The 20,787-nt window shown below is 63.2% G+C and carries 24 protein-coding genes; 18 read left to right on the forward strand and 6 right to left on the reverse strand.

Annotation, left to right across the window (positions count from 1 at the left end; genetic code table 11):
* Positions 1–355, reverse strand: a 355-nt coding sequence (locus ACMX2H_RS12925) for an ATP-dependent DNA ligase (protein ID WP_462677832.1), incomplete at its 3' end; no start/stop codon positions are given.
* 108 nt (positions 356–463) lie between these two features.
* Between ACMX2H_RS12925 and ACMX2H_RS12930 the strand changes: the two genes are divergently transcribed.
* Both ACMX2H_RS12930 and ACMX2H_RS12935 read left to right on the forward strand, forming a co-directional pair.
* Positions 464–829, forward strand: coding sequence for a hypothetical protein (locus tag ACMX2H_RS12930; RefSeq protein WP_414960888.1), 366 nt, complete (start codon positions 464–466; stop codon positions 827–829).
* Between the two features lie 70 nt (positions 830–899).
* Positions 900–1,109, forward strand: coding sequence for a hypothetical protein (locus ACMX2H_RS12935; RefSeq protein WP_414960889.1), 210 nt, complete (start codon positions 900–902; stop codon positions 1,107–1,109).
* A gap of 208 nt (positions 1,110–1,317) precedes the next feature.
* Here the strand turns inward: ACMX2H_RS12935 and ACMX2H_RS12940 are convergent, their stop codons facing one another.
* Positions 1,318–1,482: a hypothetical protein gene (locus ACMX2H_RS12940; protein ID WP_414960890.1), complete on the reverse strand. Its 165-nt coding sequence runs from the start codon at positions 1,480–1,482 to the stop codon at positions 1,318–1,320.
* A 322-nt stretch (positions 1,483–1,804) separates the two neighbouring features.
* Here ACMX2H_RS12940 and ACMX2H_RS12945 point away from each other — a divergent pair, with 322 nt between their 5' ends.
* Complete coding sequence (locus tag ACMX2H_RS12945) at positions 1,805–1,972, forward strand: helix-turn-helix domain-containing protein (RefSeq protein ID WP_414960891.1); 168 nt, start codon at positions 1,805–1,807, stop codon at positions 1,970–1,972.
* Between the two features lie 3 nt (positions 1,973–1,975).
* Positions 1,976–2,185: a hypothetical protein gene (locus ACMX2H_RS12950; RefSeq protein ID WP_414960892.1), complete on the forward strand. Its 210-nt coding sequence runs from the start codon at positions 1,976–1,978 to the stop codon at positions 2,183–2,185.
* Positions 2,186–2,212: 27 nt separating this feature from the next.
* On the opposite strand, the gene ACMX2H_RS12955 is transcribed toward ACMX2H_RS12950, so the two are convergent.
* The 3 genes from ACMX2H_RS12955 to ACMX2H_RS12965 all read right to left on the reverse strand — a co-directional run bounded on the left by ACMX2H_RS12955 (position 2,213) and on the right by ACMX2H_RS12965 (position 5,723).
* Positions 2,213–2,782, reverse strand: a complete 570-nt coding sequence (locus tag ACMX2H_RS12955; RefSeq protein WP_414960893.1) for a ribbon-helix-helix domain-containing protein — start codon at positions 2,780–2,782, stop codon at positions 2,213–2,215.
* Positions 2,779–3,696 (reverse strand): ParA family protein, encoded by a 918-nt coding sequence (locus ACMX2H_RS12960; RefSeq protein ID WP_414960894.1) that lies wholly within the window; start codon positions 3,694–3,696, stop codon positions 2,779–2,781. The genes ACMX2H_RS12955 and ACMX2H_RS12960 overlap by 4 nt, the downstream gene beginning before the upstream one ends.
* Before the next feature lie 266 nt (positions 3,697–3,962).
* Complete coding sequence (locus ACMX2H_RS12965) at positions 3,963–5,723, reverse strand: MarR family transcriptional regulator (RefSeq protein WP_414960895.1); 1,761 nt, start codon at positions 5,721–5,723, stop codon at positions 3,963–3,965.
* Between the two features lie 938 nt (positions 5,724–6,661).
* Here ACMX2H_RS12965 and ACMX2H_RS12970 point away from each other — a divergent pair.
* From ACMX2H_RS12970 to ACMX2H_RS12985, 4 genes are all read left to right on the forward strand, one after another.
* Complete coding sequence (locus ACMX2H_RS12970) at positions 6,662–7,099, forward strand: hypothetical protein (RefSeq protein WP_414960896.1); 438 nt, start codon at positions 6,662–6,664, stop codon at positions 7,097–7,099.
* A complete protein-coding gene (locus ACMX2H_RS12975; RefSeq protein ID WP_414960897.1) occupies positions 7,096–8,094 on the forward strand; it encodes a hypothetical protein in 999 nt (332 codons plus the stop codon). The genes ACMX2H_RS12970 and ACMX2H_RS12975 overlap by 4 nt, the downstream gene beginning before the upstream one ends.
* Positions 8,095–8,712, forward strand: a complete 618-nt coding sequence (locus tag ACMX2H_RS12980) for a phosphatase PAP2 family protein (RefSeq protein ID WP_414960898.1) — start codon at positions 8,095–8,097, stop codon at positions 8,710–8,712.
* 93 nt (positions 8,713–8,805) lie between these two features.
* Positions 8,806–9,264, forward strand: coding sequence for a hypothetical protein (locus ACMX2H_RS12985; protein ID WP_414960899.1), 459 nt, complete (start codon positions 8,806–8,808; stop codon positions 9,262–9,264).
* 139 nt (positions 9,265–9,403) lie between these two features.
* On the opposite strand, the gene ACMX2H_RS12990 is transcribed toward ACMX2H_RS12985, so the two are convergent.
* On the reverse strand, positions 9,404–9,733 hold the full coding sequence (locus ACMX2H_RS12990) for an ArsR/SmtB family transcription factor (RefSeq protein WP_414960900.1): 330 nt from the start codon (positions 9,731–9,733) through the stop codon (positions 9,404–9,406).
* Between the two features lie 193 nt (positions 9,734–9,926).
* Here ACMX2H_RS12990 and ACMX2H_RS12995 point away from each other — a divergent pair, with 193 nt between their 5' ends.
* The 10 genes from ACMX2H_RS12995 to ACMX2H_RS13040 are packed head-to-tail and all read left to right on the forward strand — an operon-like array spanning position 9,927 to position 20,782.
* Positions 9,927–11,006 carry a CHAP domain-containing protein gene (locus tag ACMX2H_RS12995; protein WP_414960901.1) on the forward strand — a complete coding sequence of 360 codons (1,080 nt, stop codon included), beginning with the start codon at positions 9,927–9,929 and terminating at the stop codon, positions 11,004–11,006.
* Positions 11,003–11,512, forward strand: a complete 510-nt coding sequence (locus ACMX2H_RS13000; protein WP_414960902.1) for a hypothetical protein — start codon at positions 11,003–11,005, stop codon at positions 11,510–11,512. The genes ACMX2H_RS12995 and ACMX2H_RS13000 overlap by 4 nt, the downstream gene beginning before the upstream one ends.
* Positions 11,513–11,557: 45 nt before the next feature.
* Complete coding sequence (locus tag ACMX2H_RS13005) at positions 11,558–13,012, forward strand: AAA family ATPase (protein WP_414960903.1); 1,455 nt, start codon at positions 11,558–11,560, stop codon at positions 13,010–13,012.
* 39 nt (positions 13,013–13,051) lie between these two features.
* A complete protein-coding gene (locus ACMX2H_RS13010) occupies positions 13,052–13,651 on the forward strand; it encodes a DUF6668 family protein (protein ID WP_414960904.1) in 600 nt (199 codons plus the stop codon).
* Positions 13,652–13,662: 11 nt separating this feature from the next.
* On the forward strand, positions 13,663–13,932 hold the full coding sequence (locus tag ACMX2H_RS13015; RefSeq protein WP_214944378.1) for a hypothetical protein: 270 nt from the start codon (positions 13,663–13,665) through the stop codon (positions 13,930–13,932).
* Between the two features lie 27 nt (positions 13,933–13,959).
* On the forward strand, positions 13,960–14,697 hold the full coding sequence (locus tag ACMX2H_RS13020) for a hypothetical protein (RefSeq protein ID WP_414960905.1): 738 nt from the start codon (positions 13,960–13,962) through the stop codon (positions 14,695–14,697).
* Entirely contained in the window at positions 14,694–15,947 is a 1,254-nt protein-coding gene (locus tag ACMX2H_RS13025) for a hypothetical protein (RefSeq protein WP_414960906.1), read from the forward strand. The genes ACMX2H_RS13020 and ACMX2H_RS13025 overlap by 4 nt, the downstream gene beginning before the upstream one ends.
* A complete protein-coding gene (locus tag ACMX2H_RS13030) occupies positions 15,934–17,442 on the forward strand; it encodes an SCO6880 family protein (protein ID WP_414960907.1) in 1,509 nt (502 codons plus the stop codon). Before ACMX2H_RS13025 ends, ACMX2H_RS13030 begins: the two co-directional genes overlap by 14 nt.
* The gene (locus tag ACMX2H_RS13035; protein ID WP_414960908.1) at positions 17,442–19,016 is read left to right on the forward strand and encodes a helicase HerA domain-containing protein; all 1,575 of its coding nucleotides are present in this window, start codon (positions 17,442–17,444) and stop codon (positions 19,014–19,016) included. Before ACMX2H_RS13030 ends, ACMX2H_RS13035 begins: the two co-directional genes overlap by 1 nt.
* Entirely contained in the window at positions 19,013–20,782 is a 1,770-nt protein-coding gene (locus ACMX2H_RS13040; protein ID WP_414960909.1) for a type IV secretory system conjugative DNA transfer family protein, read from the forward strand. The genes ACMX2H_RS13035 and ACMX2H_RS13040 overlap by 4 nt, the downstream gene beginning before the upstream one ends.
* Positions 20,783–20,787: the final 5 nt, after the last annotated feature.

A 20,787-nucleotide genomic window follows, 5' to 3' on the forward strand; every position in this document is an offset into this window, starting at 1 on the left:
TACGCACCAACGTGGGGAGAGCCTTCGCCGAGGTAACGAGCCGCTGTTGCAACGCAGTGAAGTCCAGCCGGTCCTCGGACCAGATCACGACTTCGCCATCAAGCAGGCAGCCGGGAGGCAGCAGCTCGGCTGCCGCGTTGATCAGGTCCGGGAAGTACCGGGAAAGGTCCTTGCCCTGCCGGGACCAGATGGAAGTGTCATCCCCGTCGCGGGCGAGGACTGCGCGGTAGCCGTCCCACTTGGGCTCGTACCAGGCTCCGCCGGGTAGAGCCCCGGGGCCTGGCATTTTCCCCACGGCACGGGCCAACGCCACCTTCACCGGCGGTCGCAGACCCTCCGGCAGCCCGGCATCCATGCAGCCCACGATACAAGGAACGCCTTGGAGTCACTGGGCGGGGCCAGACGCTGAAATCTTTGGTTCGGGCGCTTCGCTTAATTCGAATATGTGTTCTATTTTTAAGGGATGGATCGGGAGGTGCCGGCGAAGCTGGCGGCCCGTTACACCAGGCGGGCCGAGCCGGTGTCGCTGACACCGGAGGAATTGGACTTCGAGCACTGCGACGTCACCCGGGTGGTGCCGGGTGTGCCGGTGTGGGCGTGGATCCGGTTCCCGGGTGCAGCCGAGCTGGTCGCCGGTGAGGCGTTCGGCTGGACGTCCCGGGCGGTACAGGTCACCTGGACCGACGGTGGGGTCCGCCGGGTGACCTGGGTCTGGGCGTCCGCGGTGCGGCGGCGGAACGATCAGGTACGGAACACGGCTTTGGGAGAGAGGACGGCGCAGGCCAATGACAGCGGTACAGGAACACACAGGCCAGAGAACGCTCAATGAGCCGGTCGACATCCGGTTCACACCCCAGGGGGTGCCGTTGGCCGTGCGCTGGCGGGGCCGGCTCTGGCCTGTGGCGGCCGAGCCGGTGCACTGGTTCAGCCGCTGGAATTGGTGGGAGTCCAACCTGCCGGCCGGGAAGGGGCAGGGCAACATTGTCGGCGTCGAATTCTGGCGCCTGCAGGTGCGCGCCACCTCAACGTCTCCTTTCCGGACGTTGGAGGTGCGCAAACACCCGGGGTGGGATGGATGGCATCTGGTCCACGTGTCCGACGAAACCTAAGACGCAAAGGCCCGGCTGGAGGCGGGCCCCCTTCATGGCGGCCCGCCGCGGCGTCGCGGCCGCCATGTTCTTGCGGCAACATGCCTCCGAACCTGCGGGGGTGAGGATGGGCCAGCACTTGTGTGCCGGCCCATCCCAGGGTTTCCCTCTGCAAAGGAAAATCTTTGGGTGCAGCGTCAGCGCTGCACAGTGTCACGGCTGCACAGGGTCAGTGCTCGTCGAGCCGGTGGTCTTTCACGGCGAAATCTACCGGTCCGGTCGCCGGGCCTGCAGTCAGCAGGCGCAGTTCCAGGATGTCTTCAAAGCCGCTCGCACCCGAAGCGTACGGCGTGCCGGACATCGCGGTGTCGCGGTTGCTACGCTGTCTGTTCAATCCGCTCAGAAAGGGTGCAAGAAATGGGCCTCAAAAATTTCTTTCAGCGCAAGGCTCCCGCCCCGGCACCTTCCAGCCCGTCACACTCAGTTGAGGCCGCCCAGAGCGGGTTTTCCTCAGCGGATCATGCGCAGGATCTTCGAGCTGCTTGGGACGAGCTGACGGAGGCAGCCCGAGAGTCGAAAGTGACCAATTTCCATGCATGCACGCGGACGGGGGGACCTTGGGCCGAAGACCCGACCGCAGTCCGGGCCATTGCCGCTACCCTCCGGGAACACCCCTTTGAGGGGCACCAGGACAGCTAAAGTTCCCTTCCCACTCTGTGACAAACGGGCGCAAGGCAGGACGGCGTGAGGTCACCGCAGAGGATGAGAAAGTCAGGCTAGCCCAGCAGTACAAAGCATCCGGCCTGAAGCCTGCCGACATAGGAAAGATCATCGGGGCCAGCCGCGCCACCGTGTACCGATACCTGAGCATGGAAGGTGCTTAGCCCGTGGATATTCACACAGCCACCGCAGACCAGATTTACCGGCACCTGTTGGACGTACAGGACAGGCTCAGTGAGCTAACCAGTGACGACAAGCTGACGCTGGAGCGGGACGCCGAACAGGCGTACGGCACCGCGCGACGTGCCGTGGAACAGGTGAACGGACACCTAGACCAGGCACGGCAAATACTGGCCAGACTGGAGACCAGAGACTAGAGCCGGCCGAGCAGTCGGCGCATTCACTCAGCCTGCTTCCTTCTCCAGATACAACTTGTACACGGCCGTGATGAAGGCACTACGTGAGGGGGCTTCCATCCGCTTCATTTTCTCGTCAATCCATCGGACCTGTTGATCGTCTAGGCGTACGTTAATCTGGATTCCTGCAGCACCTCGAGGTCGACGAATCCTGCGAGGCATCCCGGTCTCAGGCTGTTGGGGGTCGGTCTCAAAGGCTTTAGCCAGTGTGCGTTCATCGATCACGTCAAAGGCTTCTACAAGGAGATCGGCGTATGTGGTTTGGTGACTACGAACCATGTCTCTGACCTTCTCCAAGAGCACTGGAGGCAGATACACACCAACGTTGCGGATCGCGCCGCTTGCTTGTTCCGAAGATTTTGCCCGAGTCGCCTGGGCGGGTTTGGCTTCCTCCGGAGGTTCAGGAGCTAGAGCCTCGGGACCTGCTGGACGGCCGGGTACAGCAGAGACTGACTTACGTTTGGGGCTCAGCAGGCCTTGGAGGCTCGCTCCCCTTCCATCTGCGGTCAGGCTGGCAGGTGCAAACGCACCGGCCAGGCTCTGTCGCTCCGCGTTCACAGGTTTTCACTCTCAATCTGGTTGAGCCGGCGGAGGATCTCGCCGGTTAGCTGTTCATACTCTTCGGCCAAATCTCCCGCGCTTCGTGCAAAGAACTCTTCGGCGGGCTTCTCCCCCGCCCGCAGCGCTTTGAGGCGTTGCTTTTGGGCATCCGTTGCTGCGCCTTCGAGCTCGTAGAACAGAAGGCCCTTCTTGCGAGCGTCCGCACTGGCGCTTTCAAGATTTCGAATCCGGGTGTTAAAGACCGGGGCAACGTCTGAGAGCATTTCCTGCAAGCTATGGCGCACGCTGCGCTCAAGGCGGAGTGAACGGGGTCCAACACCGAATAGCACGACACCAGCCAGTTGAAGCGCCGGATTGCGCTCCCGAACGGCCATAAATCGCCGGGCAACGCGCTCCACACCGTCAAGGCTGGCATCGTCGGATCTTGTCGGAATGACGACCGCCGTGGAGACGGCAAACGCCCCTTCCACAAGCGTCCGCTCGCCAGGTGGAGTGTCGAGAAGGATCAAGTCGTAAGCTTCAGCGATAGGCGCTAGAACGGCGTAGAGAAGGTCGCCAAAGTCGCCGGCATCGTTACGCCCGGCCCGCGAGACCATGAGTCCCTGGATGTCTTCAAGGGCTTGCCCACCAGGGATCACGTCCAGGTTCTCTCGTACTTCAGTAAGCACCCGGGGGGCAGTGCCAGTGATGAGCGCATTAAACAGTTCCTGGCCGGTTTGCGGCTCATATCCAAGATCGCGTGCCAGATCACCCTGAGGGTCGAGGTCAACTAAGAGCACTTTTGCGCCCGCCAGCGCGGCGTAGCCGCCCACGTTTGCGACCGTAGTGGTCTTTCCGACTCCGCCCTTACCATTCGCGAGGGCGACCACCCTTTCAATGGCTTTGGAAGTGCTGGCTTCCCTCTCCGCCACAGCGTGTATTGAACGCGCCATATGAGTTCCTACTCTCTTCCCTGCTCTGCCTTCTATCTTTGTCTCCGCTTGAAAGCTTATGGGTGGAACAGCATTATCCGGTGCAGCGACACTCGCTATTTTGCTTACCATTCGCATTGCTACCGTCCCCGCAAGATATAAAGCTGTTCAAGCAACTAGCGCAATAGCTGAATTTATGGCTATAGCAATAGCACTGGTTATAGCCTTATGCACTGCTGCTGGCGGTGGGGCTTCAGCTGACACACCTAAGATGCACGCGCATAGACCAAGCCGGCGATAGTTTGTTCTTCGTCCGGTGGTCCGCCGTATTGCCAGTAGGGATAGTCATCTGTGGCGGTGGCCAGGATCGGTTCGCGAGACAATGCTCGCTTGGTGAGCCACTGGTGCCAGATGACACGTTCTGCCCGGTAGCGTTTCAGTTGCGCTCCGATGGCTTCGAGGACTCCGAAGCGTTCCGCCAGGGCGCGGAGGCTCGTATCGGTGACGATCTCCCAGCGCCCGTTGACGCGGTTGACCATGTTCCAGGCGGCCATGAGTTCGAGGGCTTGGGCCACGGCTCTGGGGGAGAGGCGGCTGGCACGGGCTATCTCGGCTCCGGTCGGTGCCATATCGCCCTGTTCTATGGTTTCGTAGACGAACGCGGCCACGATGCCCAGCTCACGGAACACTGGGCGGAGAGCGTGTAGTTTGCCGGCCCGCCATGATCGCGTTTCTGCCCGCTCCAGGTATTGATCCGGGATCACCAGCTCATAGAGATCGGCACGCACGCCGCGCCCTTCGTTGGCCAAGCGGAGGAGCCGTATCTCACCGCTTGCCAGATCCCTAAGCTGTCGTGCCACGGTCGTTTCGTGTGTGCCGGTGGCCACAGCAAGGGAACGTACCCCAAATTCAATGAACCGGCTGCCGGCCTTAGACGCGGCTTCTCCCATCGCCCTCAGCAGCATCCGGATACCCAGGCCTGCCCGGGAACCAGCTAGAGAGTGCTCGTAAACTGCCAGCGCGTTTCGCCAGTTCAGCAGGTATTCGTACTCGGCAGGAGACTTCGCTTGCGGCAGCAGGGTTAATACTGGGGGGTGTGTATTAGGCGGGCTTGTGTAGCTTTTATGCCTAGTGTCATTCTCTGCCTCGTGGCCTTCGGTTTTCTTGCGGAGACCCTGGACGTAGGACACTGCGTTCTTCCAGTCCCGCTGTAGCGCTTTGGCCCGGTTCGCCGGGGAGTACCGGGAGTAGAAGGCCACCATGCCTGCCCAGATGTTTTGGTGCATGAGGCGTTGCACGTCGGTGAGGGCCCACCCAGCTGCCGCAGCGGAGGCGAGTACTCCTTGCCGTGCCTCTGAAGGGGAGTTGTATTTGCTGGTGTCGTAGTTGCCGCTGCGGGCTGTGTATTCCTTGTTCGGCTTAAGGGCTGTCGGGCCGCCGGTGCGGGGGATTGTTTCACCAGGTTCTAGCAGTTCAAGTGGCTCTGTGCGGCGTTGCCGGATGGCAGCCAGTTCCTCTTGGAGGTCCTCGCGCAGCTTGGTCCATGCCGGCCACTTGTTGCGATGGGCTTTGGCGATGTCGTAGGCGGTGTTCAGGCTCATGGTGAGCTTTTGGAAGCCGCCTCTTTTCCAGACGCTGCCCGGGACGCGGATGGCGCCCGTGGCGGCGTTCTCGTGGGGGCCGGGGTCGATGCTTGTGTATCGCTTGGCCAGGGCCTGGACGAATTCTTTGGCGTCGGTGAAGACGATTCCAAAGTTGAGGGGGACATAGAGGTGCCGGCCGCCGCTGGGGGACTGGTCCTCGATCCATCGCACCTCATTGGCGGAGAACCAGCTGCGCAGTTGCCGGTGGTCGTCATCGACTTTGTCCTGTCCGCCTCGGCTGACGTCAAGGTCAAGACAGAGGGTGCGGACCATCCCATCCCGACCGCATGTGCGGACCGCAGCGGGAAAGGACGGCAGAGCAGCGGAGAGTTCGCGCTCTCCGCTGTCCCTGTAGGTCTTGCCGCCGTCCTTCGACAGGCGCATCCACGGCCCTGAGGCTATCAAGGGTGCCAGGGCACGCCACTCCGCTGCTGCCTGGTCCCTCTCAGACAGCGACAGCGGATGAAGACCCACTTCCGACACGCCGTCGGGCGCGGTCGGCCAGGCGTCACCTATCGCAAATGGGTGTGCGTGTATGATGGAATCAACTCCATATGGAAAAGGGCATGAAAATACCCGGTATCTGTATGAAGCTCGCTGTTGAAGAGTCTTGGCGGAATCACAACAGCTAGCTTGGATAACTTCATAAGAAGGCCCGCATCCCGCGGGCCTTCTTCATTTAACTGGCGCGGCTGATAGGCAAAGCCTCCTGACCGTGCAACGTTTCAATGTCAATGGTCAATAGGTGATCATGCACTAAGGACGCGACGTAGTCGCTAACAGAGCAGCCATGTGCTTCAGCTATGGCGAACAGCTTCTCGGCATCTGCGAGAGGCATGCGCGCTCCAACGAGATGGCGGGCACCCTTGCTGCGTTGCCCACCCTTGCTGTGACCCTTGATAGCCATAGGACCAGTCAACATGTAACAGTTTCGATTGGCCCATATTGTTTGCGGCGTGTCGGTTGTATTTCTGTTCGTACGCACAATGTCACTGCGTCGCAGATTGGCTGGGCAGACCGGGTGTAAGTCAGAGGTGGCGCCATCGGGGTAGTCAGCAATTCGTATCCTCTTCCTGTGCCCGGCGCCTTAAAATCCGCTTGATAAGGTCAGCCCGAGGCGGGCCAGCCTCCTTCGCACGCCGCGTGACAAGCAGAGTTAAGAGCACCTTGGTATGGTTTGCCCTTGCCTGCCTAGTCCGGTCAGGCGCTAAATCAATACTACACATCACTGAAATAATTTCAGTGGCATGTGGACTGTGTGAGGACGGATGGCGAATCATTTGCTAGAACCTACGGAGTTGTCCCTGCGGACGATCCAGTCCTTGCAGCTGCCGACTTCTCCCACCCTGCCGCACCTAATCACCGCAGTAGAGCGGGCCTACGGCAAACCGTTGGAGTTCGATGAAGTAGCGGATGACGTGCTGGCGGACGGTGTCACCGGTCGGTGGATCGACATGCCTGACCGGGGGATCATTCAGTACCGCCGCGGTCACGCGTTCTGGTGCCGGCATGTCATTTTGCATGAGTTCGGGCACATTCTGTTGGGGCACCAGGGTGAACCAGCTGACGGCCTTGAGTCCGCAGGCTTCTTTTCTGGAGTAGGTAAGCGGCGCGGGATCAGTTGGATGTGCCGCCCGGCCGCCATTCCCTTGGGAGAGGCCGAGCAGGCGGCCGAAAACCTCGCCTATGCACTGGCTCAACGGCTGGTAACGGGGCAGGATGCCTGCGTCTCCGACGCAGAACGGATTTTTGGACTGTGATTCAAGCTGCATTCTGGCTGTTGGCTGTCGTTTTCGCGGCGCGCTTGTACCTCGTGGCGAGGCACAACGCATCGACCGCGTTCCTGGGAGCAACCGGTGTCGGCGTCGTGGGCCTCTTCTGTACCGGCCAAATCGTTCCGGAGAGCACGCTTGACGCTCTAATCGGGGGGACAAACTGGATCCACCTAGTGAGGAACCTTCTAGTTACCACAGCAGTGTGGCTGGTCCGGGACGGTGTGTTCAGCGCGCTGCCCACCGAAGCCGTGACCAAGCGCCGCGCGACGCACAGGCCGCTGTTCCTCGCCGCACTCCTGCTGGCAATAGTCATCCCATTTACCCTGCAGTCCTTCGTCCCGACTACGGATGCGTTCATCCCGGAAACCGTTCACCAGCCCGCGGTTTACGTCTACGCAACGGTCTACATGGTGATCCTTGGATGCCTGGGTCTGTCGGTCCTAAGAGTCAGCATTGGTCCGCGTGACAGCCGCACAGTACGCGCCAGCGCCACGGTGGTTGGTATTGGAATGGGCCTCATGGTTCTGGGCTGCATCGACGAGATCATCTACATGAGCCTCCGCTTTACCGGCTTCCAGGGTTCCCTTGCCAATGTGACGTTCTTGCTGTTCACGCCCCTCTTCTACAGCGGAATCTTGCTCACATCGTTGGGGCTCGGCATACCGCCAATGGTGCGGCTTTGGCGCAGGCTGGCTCTCGTGGATCGCTTCTGGATTCTCGTGCTTCATTCCAAGTTTCCTGCCGTGAGAAGTACCGGGAACGCGCCGGAGGCAGGTTTTTCATTTGCGCCCGACGTACTGGGTCCCCGCCCGTCCGAGCGGTTGTACACGCTGGTTATTGCCGTCGGCGACCTTCGCGCCGCGGGCCTGCAGGCAGCTTATTCCCCGCCAGCTGAGAGGGCGCTTCTCCTGGCTCAGCGGCGGTTGACCAACACACTCGAGCCCCTTGGGCTGGAGCTTAGGAAAAGGGCAGAAATTTAGGTGGCTACAGACACCCAATTCGCAGTCGTTACTCCTTCGGCGATGCAGCGTGTGGCGCGCGTTTCAACGGAGGTGGCGCAGCCGCCTCTCGTTCTCTCGCTGCTGCTCGTTCTCGCTGCAGTGCGTGACGGGGGAGGTGTTGCCGCCCTGCTCCCTGGGCTCGTGGCCGCTGTGACGATCTGCTTGGCGCCCCTGCTGGTGGTGGTGATTCTTGCCCGCAGCGGGAAACTCACGGATCACCACGTGGGAGATAAGAAGCAACGCCGTCCGGTGATGCTGTGGACGTTGGCATCAGCCCTTGTTGGGTGCGGAATACTGACATTGATCAACACTCCGGTGACTGTGTGGGCACTCATTGCTGGCATTCTCGGCGGCATCCTGGCACTCATTATCGTCAGCCCTTTCTGGAAGGTGTCCGGGCACGCCATGACGCTTGGAGGAGCGACGATTTCCTCGGCAATGCTGTTTGGAGTCTGGTCAATCCCGTTCGTGATTGCCGCGCCTCTGGTGTGTTGGTCGAGGGTGTATTTGAGGGATCACACGCTTTCTCAGGTGCTGGCCGGGTTCGTAACAGGCCTCGTCGTATTCGGATCGGCCTGCGTGCTGATTCTGAACTGACATAGTATTTTTTCTGAACGTTCAGGGTCCCCAGTTATGGAACAGCAGACCGGTACTACGAACGGCCTAGATGCCGCTCCGAGAGCAGGAAAAATGACTGAGGGCACCAACCCCATTGACAGCAGGACAGACCGTGAGGTCTTGGCGTCCAAGCTGCAGCTCCTTCTCGACATCGTGCATGCCAAGGATGCTGCCAGCTTCACTTACGAAGAGATCCGCGCGGGCCTGGCCGAACAGGGCTTCAATCTGACGAAGACGCGATGGCATCGGCTCCTGGCCGGCTCTCCGGACAACCGGTGGGACCCCGAGCTGCTGAAAGCTCTCGCATACTTCTTCGACGTGGACCCCGACTACTTACTGCAGCGCAGTGGCCCTGTCCCCGAGCGAGTGGAAGCCGAACTTCGGCTTATTGAAGCGTTGCGCATTTCAGAGGTCGAACATTTTGCTGCACGCGTCCTTGGGGAAGTGAACATCGAGGCCGTCCGCGCAGTAACTGATGCGCTGAGAAATCTCCCGGGCCGGACGCGCGGCGAAGGCACCACGCCCCACTGAAATAAATTCACTACTGAAATAATTTCAGTAGGATTGGTGCATGCGCCGCTACTTGCAGGCTGCCAGAAGCTGTTTTTCGGGCCCTCCTGACTACCACCACACAGCCAATGGCAGTGGTGGAGGTGGTGACAGAGGGCGCCTAGCCGCCTTCCGGGACCACGCCCAAAGCTTCGCCAAGCTTTTTGTAGCGCCGCAGGACCTCTTCGCCGGCCAGCAGGTACTGAACCCGCATCCCGTTCCGCTCTTCCGTAGCCGGCGGATCCTGGGTGGTAATGCCCTCGTCGGTGAGCAGTTGGAGATTGTGCTTTGCTGTCGCTACTCCGATATTGAGGCCTGCCGCCACTTCTCCCCGCGTTGCAGGACCGTTCTGCGCCAGGAATCCAATGATGGCCACCCGCGTCAGGTTCCCGAACGCGTTAATGACCGGCTCCAAACTGGCTGCGTTCTTCGGGTGGGCATACCTGGGCATACCTGCAATCTTGCCGTACTTGCGTGTGTACTCGCATAACAACCGCCATAGCGGCTAATTAAATTACCCGCTATGCTCGGTAAAAGTCAGTTGCTGTCATGTGAAGACAGATTCAAATTGAGGGAAGCAGGATGACCATGTTGCGGTTTGATGCCAACTGGCCTACCAGCTGCCGTGCAAGGGAACTGTCGTGATGCAGGGCAAGTCAGTAGGCCTTGTGTCGCTGATCGTGGTTCCCGGGCTCTTCTTTGGGTTCATCTTTTCCGTTCTCTTGATGTTCACGCCTGCGAAGCCCGTCGCAGCAGACTGCGGCCCGACCGTCTCCGTGACCATCAACGGTGACACCAAAGTGGACGGCTACACCCAGGAGCAGCTGAAGAATGCTGCGGCGATCATGGGCGCAGGCAAAGCTCTGAAGCTGTCTGCAAAAGGTCAGATGATCAGCGTCATGGTTGCCCTGGGGGAGTCGGGGCTGCGTGTTCTTGACCACGGCGACGCCGCCGGGCCAGATTCCCGGGGGTTGTTCCAGCAGCGCGGGAACGGTGCTTGGGGATCGTACGCGGACCGGATGGACCCGATCATCAGTGCGACGAACTTCATCAAGGCGCTGCAGAAGGTCAACGGCTGGGAGCTGCTGGAGCCGACCATTGCCGGTAACAAGGTCCAGCGCAACGCTGACCCGTACCACTACCAGAGGTACTGGCCCGAGGCCGTGAAACTTGTCCAGGCACTCTCTGACGGCAATTTCTCACTGGAAGGCAGCGACTGCGCGATTCCGGGACAATCCGGCGCCGGAGATGACTACCCGTGGAAAAACTCACCCACCTGGATGCAGGCCGGAGCGGGCGCAGCGGCCGCATCGCCGCTGGGCATGTTTTACCGCGAATGCGTGGACTTCGCCCTGTGGCGCGTGAACCAACAGATGGGATCGACCAGCGCACCGTTCAAGTTCCTCAACGGCAACTTCCGCCCGGACGGCCAGAAGTTGGGTTCGGCGCTGACGTGGAAGGCCGGCTGGGATGCCAAGGGCTGGCCCACCGGTTCCGTTCCTCGTGTCGGGGCGGTTGTCTGGTACGCGCCGGGGGCCGGGGGAGCGGACCCCACTTTCGGCCACGTCGCGGTGGTCAAAGCGGTCAAAGACAACGGCACCTACGTCGAAGAGGGCTACAACGGCAACCCGCCCCCGGATAACCACAACTACTACACCCGGACCGTCAGCAGCGATGTCCCTTCAGCCTTCCTATACCTGCCTACTCAAGAGGAGAGAACGTGAAAAAGTCACTGGGCTTCGTCGCGATGGCCCTGCTCTGCGCCGCGTGCGCCCCGGCAGCGAACACCACGCCGGCACCGGCTGAAACCACAATCACGCCTTCCGCGCCGGTTTCGTTAAGCGCCGGCAGTGGCCCGCAGGCTCCAGGGGGCACGGTGCCGGCCACGATCGGCATTACCTGGGACCAGGCCAGTAAGGACGCGGCCGTCGACGTTGCTGAGAAGGCCATGACCGACTTCGCCCGCCCGGGCGTGGAGGAAAAACAGTGGGCCAACGACCTGGCCCGCTGGCTCACGCCGCAGGCAACCGCCGATTACTCCGCCGTCGATCCCGCCAATGTCCCCGCCACTCGGGTCACTAGCCCCGCGACGCTGACGGTCGATGAGGCGAACGGCTACGGCGTTATGGCAGCCGTGCCGACTGATGCCGGTACCTACACCGTGCAGCTGCTCCGCACAGGCCCAGAGGCCCCGTGGAAGGTCAACCGGCTCACCCCGCCCACGTCCTAAACACCCGCACCTCACCAACCCCGTCAACGTAAGGAATCAGGTTTCATGAGCACGACTCCAACAGAGGTCCTGGCCTTCCCGAACATCAAGGCCATCATCAGCGACAACGGCACAGCCGAGGTCACCGTCGCAGGAAACTCCCGCGTCGTCCCTGCAGGGCAGACGCTGCAGGACCTGCGCGACAACGCCCTGGCCCTTGTCGTGGCCGAAGCCAGGACCCTGCAGCGCCCCGTCCGCGTCCGTATCGAGGATCCCGAAGGCCACGGCGAACTGATCGTCCACCCGGGCGGCAACGTCGAGTCCGTCTCCTACGAGCCCCGGCCCGGACGCCGCCGCATTGCCGTACCCGCCAGCACGCCCGCTGCAGCCACCGCCGAAGTCACCGACACCACTCCCGAGCCAACGTCTGCGGTGAAGGCTGAACCTGCCCAGCCGTCGGCGGAACGCCAGCCCTGGCCGCCCCTTGCCGTAGAGACACCGGCGGCCGAGGAAGCCGCCCCAGCCGAGGCACCCGCGCAGGCTCCTGCAACCGAAGCGCCGGTGACGCGGCGGAGCCTGAAGGAGACCTCCTTCCTGGTCAGCGCCCCCGTGCTGGAGCCCGCCACGCAGGGCTGGCGCGGGACCTTGACTCGCCTGGGCTTCCGGATGGATCCCTCAGCAGAGGAGCTGTCCGAGCGCGAAGACATCCGCACCGTCAGCCAGCACTGGCCCGGCCCGCGGACCATCGCCGTAGTCAACCGCAAGGGCGGGGCCAACAAGACGCCCACGGTCGTAATGCTCTCGGCGATCCTTGCCCGCTACAGCGGCGCCGCAACGGTGGCCTGGGACAACAACGAATCCCAGGGCACCCTGGGATGGCGGACCGAGAAGGGCGCCCACGACCGCAGCGTCCTGGACCTGATCGATTCCTCCACCGAGCTGCTGTCCCCGTCCACGAACGCGGCCGAAATCGCCAAGTTCGTCCACCACCAGACCGCCGACAAGTTCGACGTGCTGCGCTCGGACGAAAACGAAGAAGGCGACCACGAAGTCACCGCAGAGGAAGTGGACATCGCCCACCAGGTCCTCACCCGGTACTACCGGCTGGTCATCATGGACTCCGGCAACACCGCCCGGGCCGCCAACTGGCGGCGGATGATCGCCCACACCAACCAGCTCGTCGTACCCGTCACCGCCATCGAGGACCGTGCAGAAGCAGCCCGGCTGACACTGCAGACCCTCGAATCCCGTGGTGGCCACGACGCCGAACTGGCACGCAACGCCGTCGTGATCGTCTCCGAATCCACCGACGCCAAACGCAGCATGACCGGAGACGCCCTCAAGCGCGCCAAAGCCGAGGCTCAGCGGATCGCGGACGGCTTCGAGCCGTTCGTGCGCGCCGTCGTCCGTATCCCGTACGACCCCGCCCTGGTCAACGGGCCGATCCGTTACGAAGCGCTCCAGACTGCGACCCAGCGGGCGTGGCTCGCGGCAGCGGCCGCTGTCGCCAAAGGCTTCTAGAACGATCCCTACGGAACTTGAGAGTTGAGAGGAGGACCAATGCAACAGACCCTGAACCCCTGGGTTACCCGCCCCACGGCTGACGATCCGGCTGAGGAAACCCGCGCTGCGGCTGTCCCGCCGGCGGCGGTCATCAGCACACCGCTGCGGGGCATGATCGAGCCAGACGCGGCAGACCGGCTGGCGTCCCGCAGCATGGCCGGCACAGCCCGCCTCTGGGTTGTTGGTACCCATGGGGGAGCGGGTGAAAGCCGGATCGCTGACCTCATCGAATCTGCCCGTTCCACGGATCATTGCTGGCCTGTCCTCCCCAGCGGCGGCAGCCCGCAGGTGCTGCTGGTCTGCCGCGCAGACATGCGCGGCCTGACAACTGCCAGGAACGCACTCACCCAATGGGCGTCAGGCGCTGCCCCGCAGGTCGACCTGCTCGGCCTCGCCGTCCTTGCAGACGCCCCGGGAAAGACACCCAAAGCGCTTCGGGACTTCACCGCCCTCGTAGGCGGCGGAGCACCACGATTCTGGACTCTGCCCTGGGTGGACGCCTGGCGGCACACGGACACCACAGCGCTGCCAGCCGTCCGCGAATACCAACGCTTCATTACCGACGTGGCCGCCCTGGCCACGGCAACCACCCACTGAAAGGTCTCACCATGAACACGTTCACTGCACTCTCAACCAGCGTTATTCCCAACCCCACCCCCGTCGTCCCCGCGCAGGCCGGCGGTCTGTTGACCATCCTGAACTGGGCCTCCGGTATCGGCCTGGTCCTGGGCGTCCTGGGCGTCATCATCGTCGGCATCGGCATGGTCATCCAGCTCCAGCGCGGTGAAGGCGCACAGGCGATCGGCAAGCTCGGCTGGGTCCTCATGGGCTGCATCATCATCACCGGAGCCGCGGGCATCGTCCGCGCCTTCGTCTAAGCCAGCACCATCAACGGGAGGTTCTGTATGAGCCAGTCAACAGAGAGCACCACCGAAAGCAATCCGTTCACCAAACCCGGATTCATCATTGCGGCCGTGCTGGTGATCGCGCTGGTGGCAGCAGGAATTGTCATCTTCCTGCTCCCCAAAGGACAGAGTGACGCACAGCCAGCACCACCGGCTCCCGGAACCGGCAGCACGCCTGCTGCCAGCCCCAGCGCCTCTGCCGCTGGCAGCAGCGTGTGCGGTCTTCCAACCTCGACGGAAACGTCACTGGGCGCAGCACCGGAAACCAAATGGGAGCTGGTAGGAACGATGGCTGCTCCCACCGACCCACAAATTGGTCCGGGGAAGACAGACGCCCAGGGGATCAGATCTTGCTTCGCCCACACACCAAAGGGTGCGCTCTACGCGGCTGTGAACCTTTGGGCTCTGGGCAGCGACCCTTCAAAGGAACGCGCCATCGCCGAACAGCTCGCTGCAAAGGGACCTGGTCGTGAAGCAGGCATGAAAGCGCCCCAGACTCAGGCTCCCGCTTCATCAGTGAAAATTCAGATCGCCGGATTCAACGTCTCCTATGCGGCCAACCAAGCCGTCGTCGACTTGGCGTTCAAGGCAGACAACGGTGCGCTTGCCTCCGTTCGCACCACGTTGCTTTGGCAGGACGGTGACTGGAAAGGCGTCGTCGCCGATAACGGCGCGCCGCTGGAAGAACCGCGACAGATACGGGACCTGTCCGGCTTTATCCCGTGGAGTGGAGCATGAAACCCGCATGGAACCCCTTTGGGGACTGGGTTCAGGGCCTCGCAGATGATGCAATCAGCAACTTGGCGAAGTCCATCATGGAGGGAATGAGCCAGATGGTGACGACCCTGTCGACCTTCTGGGTCTCCATGCCAACGGTGAACCTGATCAGCGAGGACCGCACCGGAGCGAGCCCGGTGGTCTCCACAGTGAACAGCCAGCTGTGGCCATGGACGCTGACCTTGGCCGTCCTGGCAGTCATCATCGGAGGAATCCGCATGATTTGGGAGCAGCGGGGCGCACCGTTGAAAGATCTCCTACGCTCCCTCATCACCCTCACTGTGGTGTCCAGTCTTGGTGTGGGTGTCATCTCCATCTTGATCATCGCGGCGGACACATTCGCGGCCGCCATTATTGACCGATCCACCGACGGGAAGGGCTTCGCGGAATCGATGCACCTCCTCGTCGTAACGGGACAGACCGGTGTCGGGGCTTTCATTCTGATCGTTCTGGGCCTCGTCGGCTTGATCGCCTCCCTGGTTCAGATCGTTCTCATGGTCGTCCGCAGCGGCATGCTGGTGATCCTTGCGGGCATCCTGCCCACCACGGCCGCATTCACGAATACGGAGATGGGCAGGCAGTGGTTCCAGAAGGCAGTTGGTTGGACCATCGCCTTCATTCTCTATAAGCCGGCTGCCGCCATCGTGTATTCGGTCGCATTCCTGCTGATGGGCAAGACCAGCGGGAAGGATGCCCTGATTGGCTCCATCACGGGGTTCACGTTGATGATCGTTGCCCTGTTAGCCCTTCCAGCCCTGATGCGGTTCGTCACGCCGATGGTGGGAGCCGTTGCCGCTGGCAGTGGGGCAGCGGCAGGAACCGCCGTGGGTGCCCTTGCAACCGGGGCTGTGTCCATGGGCCGAGTTGGCAGTGGACGGGGCAATGCAGCGCCCACCCCAGCCAGCACCAGCAGCACAACCAGCACGAACACAGGCAATTCTCCCAAGGGTAGTTCTGGATCTTCAGGCCCCCGCGGTGGGGGAGGGCAGCCAACGCCTGGCTCTTCGGGTCCGGGCGGCGCCGCTGGCACCGCAGGCAAAGCGGGAGCTGCAGCACCGGCCGGAGGTGCTGGGGCTGCGACGGGAGCCACGGCGGCGGGCCCGGCTGGCATGGCCGTAGCGACAGGCGTACAGGTGGCGTCCAGGGCGTCAGAGGCAATCAAGACGACCGCGCAGGATTCAACCGGGGAGGGCCCCAGTGGCAGCAATTAACACCGAATACAAAGAACCGTCCTACGGCAACTGGCGCGTTCCGCGCTCAGCCGGCCTGGGCAACCTCGGCGCGATCGGCACCGCGATTGTCATGGTCGGCCTCCTGCTGGGCATCGTCAGCTTCGCCATCTGGGGCCTGATCGCCGGCCTGGGCGTCCTCGCGGTCGCCGGCGCCTGCGCCCTGCTGCTGACAGTCAAAGACAAGCACGGCCAGTCAGTAGTGGACCGTCTCGGTATCCGCATGGCGTTCAAGGTCTCGAAGTCCTCAGGGACGAATCTGTACCGTTCCGGTCCACTGGGCGTGACGGAGTGGGGTATGTACCAGCTCCCAGGGCTGGCTGCGAAGTCCACCCTTTACGAGTTCACCGACTCCTACAAGCGCCCCTTCGCCATGCTGCACGTGCCGGCCACCAGCCACTTCACCGTGGTCTTCTCCACCGAACCCGACGGGGCCTCCCTCGTGGACCCGGAACAGGTCGATGCCTGGGTCGCGAACTGGGGCGGCTGGCTCGCCGGGCTGGCCGACGAGGCCGGCCTGGACGCGGCCGCCGTCACCGTTGAGACCGCACCGGACTCCGGGTACCGGCTGCGCAATGAGGTCATGTTGAATATCGACCCGGACGCCCCTCAGTTCGCCAAGGACATGCTCCACGAGGTCGTCGAAACCTACCCGGAAGGATCAGCCACGGTCCGCGCCTGGGTTTCCCTGACCTTCAACGCCTCCCTGCGCGCGGGCTCGAAAAAGCGCACCCCGGAGGATGTCGCCCGCGACCTGGCCTCGCGGATTCCCGGTCTTTCGGCCCGGCTGCAGTCCACCGGCGCCGGGATCGCCCGGCCCATGTCTGCGCAGGAACTTTGCGAGGTCGTACGGATCGCCTATGACCCGCCCGCAGCGCTGATCATTGATGAGGCCCACGCGGCCGGCACCCCGGTGTCGCTGACCTGGGGCGAGGTCGGTCCGACCGCGACGCAGGCCAGTTGGGACGACTACCGGCACGACTCTGCGTTCTCGGCCTCCTGGACCATGACCGGGGCTCCTCGCGGGTCCGTGAACTCCTCCGTCCTCTCCCGGCTTCTGGCCCCGCACGGGGACATTGACCGCAAGCGCATCTCCCTGCTTTACCGTCCGATGGACTCCGCCCGTGCCGCAGCGGTAGTTGAGCGGGACCAGAACAACGCCAACGTCCGCATCACCTCGGGCACCCGCCCGACAGCCCGGGCGCTGGTGAATGCCCGCTCTGCTGTGCAGACCGCCCAGGAAGAAGCCCAGGGCGCCGGTCTGGTGAACTTCGGCATGGTCGTCACCGCCACGGTCACCGACAAGGAACGCCTGCCGGACGCCGTTGCTGCCATTGAACAGACCTCCGGTACCGCCCGCGTGCTGCTGCGCCGCGCCTACGGCTCCCAGGACACCGCGTTCGCGGCGTCCCTGCCCCTGGGGCTGGTCCTGCCCAAGCACAGCATGGTGCCCTCCGAAATTAAGGACGCCCTCTAATGGCCCGCATGAAGCTTTTGACAGCAAAGAAGTCAAAGACAGTAAAGACAGCAAAAGCCCCGGCAAAGGAAGCAGGGCCTGGCTCGCGGGGCTGGACCGGACGGGGCGGCGGCATGGCCCAGCTGCTCCCCTCCGTCCGGGAGTACCGGGGAACCACCGTCCAGGTCTGCGGACTGTGGCCGTTCTCTTCGGGTGCATCCTCGCCCATGATCGGTGTCCCGCTGGGCCGGCATGAGGAAACCCAGGCAACGGTGTGCTGTGACCCGATCAGCTGGTTCCAGCGCGCACGGCTGATTTCCAACCCGTCCGCGTTCATCCTCGGCAAACCCGGCCTCGGAAAGTCCACCGTCGTCCGACGGATGTTCATCGGCCTCTCGGCTCAGGGAGTCCACCCCCTGATCCTTGGCGACCTCAAAGGCGAGCACGTCAAAGCCGTGAAAGCCCTCGGCGGGCAGGTCATCAAGCTCGGCCGCGGCGTCGGATACATGAACATCCTCGACCCCGGCCAGGCAGTCGAAGCAGCCCAGCTGCTGGAAGACAGCGGCCACCACGAAGACGCCGCACGGGTCCGCGCCGACGCCCACGGCCGGCGGCTGACCATGGTCGTCTCGCTGATCACCATCAGCCGGAACAACCCGCCGACCGACCAGGAACAGACCATCCTGGACCGGGCCCTGCGGGTCCTCGATGACCGGTTCGACGGCATTCCGGTCCTGAAAGACCTGCTCGATGTAATCGTCTCCGCCCCGGATGAGCTGCGCCAGGTCGCGCTGGACCGCGGCGACATGAACATCTACCTCCAGGAAACCCGGGCACTGGAAGCAACCCTGCTGGGCCTGACCGGGGGCGGAAAGCTCGGCGAAATCTTCTCCCGCCAGACCACCAACCCGATGAAGCGGGACCGCGCCGTGGTCTTCGACGTCTCCAGCATCGACGAGACCGAAACCGACCTGCAGGCCGCCGTGCTGCTGGCCTGCTGGTCCTACGGATTCGGCACCGTCAACGTCGCCAACGCCCTCGCAGACGCGGGCCTGGAACCGCGCAGGAACTACTTCGTGGTCCTCGACGAACTGTGGCGGGCGCTGCGTGCCGGCAAGGGCATGGTCGACCGGGTGGACGCCCTCACCCGGCTCAACCGCTCCGTCGGCGTCGGGCAGATCATGATCTCCCACACCATGTCCGACCTGCTGGCACTGCCGGCAGAAGAGGACCGGATGAAAGCCCGCGGCTTCGTCGAACGCTCCGGCATGGTCATCTGCGGCGGCCTTCCCGCATCCGAGATGCCGCTGCTGACCTCGGCAATACCCCTGTCCCGGCAGGAACAACAAAAGCTGATTTCCTGGCAGGACCCACCCGCGTGGGACTCCCGTGGCATCGACGTCGAACCGCCAGGGCGCGGGAAGTTCCTCATCAAGGTCGGCGGCCGGCCCGGGATCCCGGTCCAGGTGGGCCTGACCTCGGTGGAGCACGGCCCGGACGGAGTCAACGACACCGACGGGAAATGGCACGGATCCCCGGAACCGATCCTTGACCCGCCCGCACCCATCGTGCCGACTGAAGGAGGCTCACTGTGAGCGCACCGAACCGCAAAGGCATGGGCCTCGGCGACGCCATCCTCGTATGGCTGGCCATCGGCTTTATCGTCGTCTTCGGCGGCGGCACATACGCGGCCGCACACATCGGCTCCTGGATGGCAGGCATCGACGCGCCGCCGGCGCACCCCATTGACCTGATCGCCGGGCTCATCAAGGGCAAGGTGCCCTGGCCCACCCAGTCCACCGTCGTCGTCTGCGTCATGGCCGGCCTGATCCTGGCCCTGGGCGTCGTCGTCCTGGTGGCATGGCGGCAGGGCGCCTCCAAGCGTGCCCGCGTGGACAAGGCCGCCCGCTACCTTGGCCGGGGAAAGTCCCTCGCCGCATTCTCCGACAAGGGAGCGCAGGCCAAGGCCGAACGGCTGGGCATCAAGGACAACCCCGGCATCGTCGTCGGCAAGGTCGTCTCCACCGGCCAGAAATTCGTCCAGTCCTGGGAAGACCTCAGCCTCGACATCTGGGGACCCCGGACCGGGAAATCGACCTCACGGGTGATGCCCGCGATCCTGGACGCTCCCGGCGCGGTGGTCTCGACGTCGAACAAGCGCGACGTCGTGGACGGCACCCGCGGCGTCCGCGAGGCCACGGCCCCGGTGTGGGTGTTCGATCCGCAGAAGATCGCCCAGGAAGAACCGGACTGGTGGTGGAACCCGCTCTCCTACGTCACCGACGAAGAGAAGGCGTACAAGCTTACGCAGCACTTCGCGGTCGGTTCCCGGGTTCCCGGGTCAAAGCCGGATGCCTACTTCGATCCCAAGGCCGAAGACATCCTGTCCTCGTACTTCCTCGCGGCAGCACTTGGCGATCTGCCGATCACGCAGGTCTACCTGTGGGTGACTGAGCAGGTCAGTCAGGAACCCATCGAAATCCTCCGTGAGCATGACTACGAGCTGCAGTACAAGGGCCTGGAGTCCACGCTGAAGCTGGCCGACAAGCAGCGAGACGGCATCTTCGGAACCGCCGAGAAGATGATCCAGTGCCTCAAGAGCCGCAATACGCTCCGCTGGGTCGCACCGACAGGCGGCGCAAGCGTCGCCAGTGATGGGCGACGGCAGTTCAACCCGCACGCCTTCGCCGCCTCCCAAGAGACCATCTACATCCTCTCCAAGGAAGGTGCCGGCTCCGCGGCACCGCTGACCACAGCCCTCACGGTCGCCATTGCCGAAGCGATGGAGGAACGGGCAGAGCGCAGCGGCGGCCGGCTGCCCAAACCTGCCCTGTTCGCCCTGGACGAGCTGGCCAACGTTGTTCGCTGGGCCGGCCTGCCGGATCAGTTCAGCCACTACGGATCCAAGGGCCTGATCGTTATGGGCATCCTGCAGTCCTGGTCCCAGGGCGTCGAGCTCTGGGGCGAGGCGAACATGCGGAAAATCTGGTCGGCCGCGAACGTGAAGGTGTACGGCGGCGGTGTCGCCGAAGAAGGCTTCCTGCGTGCACTCTCCGACCTGATCGGGGACTACAGCTACATCAACGTCTCCGTCTCATCAGGGAAATCCGGGTCCAGCCGCTCCCGTCAGGAGTCCAAGGAGCGCATCTTCGACGTCTCCAACCTCGCTGAACTCGACCGCGGCCGCGCGGTGGTCCTCGCTTCGGGGGCGCCGGCAACGCTGGTGCGCACACTGCCCTGGTACACGGGCCCGCACAAGGAAACCGTGGAAGCGTCCATCAAGAAGTACAGCCCGCAGGCGGAGGACGAACCAGTACCGGTGGCAGCGGCAGCGACCGCAAATCCATGGGTGACGGGGTAAGGGAT

This window comes from Arthrobacter sulfonylureivorans (assembly GCF_047607445.1).
GTDB classification, from domain to species: domain Bacteria; phylum Actinomycetota; class Actinomycetes; order Actinomycetales; family Micrococcaceae; genus Crystallibacter; species Crystallibacter sulfonylureivorans_A.

Excerpts from the sequence above, each read along its gene's own strand:
- ACMX2H_RS12930 (WP_414960888.1), top strand. The coding sequence starts at position 464 with ATGGATCGGGAGGTGCCGGCGAAGCTGGCGGCCCGTTACACCAGGCGG.
- ACMX2H_RS12965 (WP_414960895.1), bottom strand. The coding sequence starts at position 5,723 with ATGCGCCTGTCGAAGGACGGCGGCAAGACCTACAGGGACAGCGGAGAG.
- ACMX2H_RS12985 (WP_414960899.1), top strand. The coding sequence starts at position 8,806 with ATGACTGAGGGCACCAACCCCATTGACAGCAGGACAGACCGTGAGGTC.
- ACMX2H_RS12990 (WP_414960900.1), bottom strand. The coding sequence starts at position 9,733 with ATGCCCAGGTATGCCCACCCGAAGAACGCAGCCAGTTTGGAGCCGGTC.
- ACMX2H_RS12995 (WP_414960901.1), top strand. The coding sequence starts at position 9,927 with ATGCAGGGCAAGTCAGTAGGCCTTGTGTCGCTGATCGTGGTTCCCGGG.
- ACMX2H_RS13005 (WP_414960903.1), top strand. The coding sequence starts at position 11,558 with ATGAGCACGACTCCAACAGAGGTCCTGGCCTTCCCGAACATCAAGGCC.
- ACMX2H_RS13010 (WP_414960904.1), top strand. The coding sequence starts at position 13,052 with ATGCAACAGACCCTGAACCCCTGGGTTACCCGCCCCACGGCTGACGAT.
- ACMX2H_RS13015 (WP_214944378.1), top strand. The coding sequence starts at position 13,663 with ATGAACACGTTCACTGCACTCTCAACCAGCGTTATTCCCAACCCCACC.
- ACMX2H_RS13020 (WP_414960905.1), top strand. The coding sequence starts at position 13,960 with ATGAGCCAGTCAACAGAGAGCACCACCGAAAGCAATCCGTTCACCAAA.
- ACMX2H_RS13025 (WP_414960906.1), top strand. The coding sequence starts at position 14,694 with ATGAAACCCGCATGGAACCCCTTTGGGGACTGGGTTCAGGGCCTCGCA.
- ACMX2H_RS13035 (WP_414960908.1), top strand. The coding sequence starts at position 17,442 with ATGGCCCGCATGAAGCTTTTGACAGCAAAGAAGTCAAAGACAGTAAAG.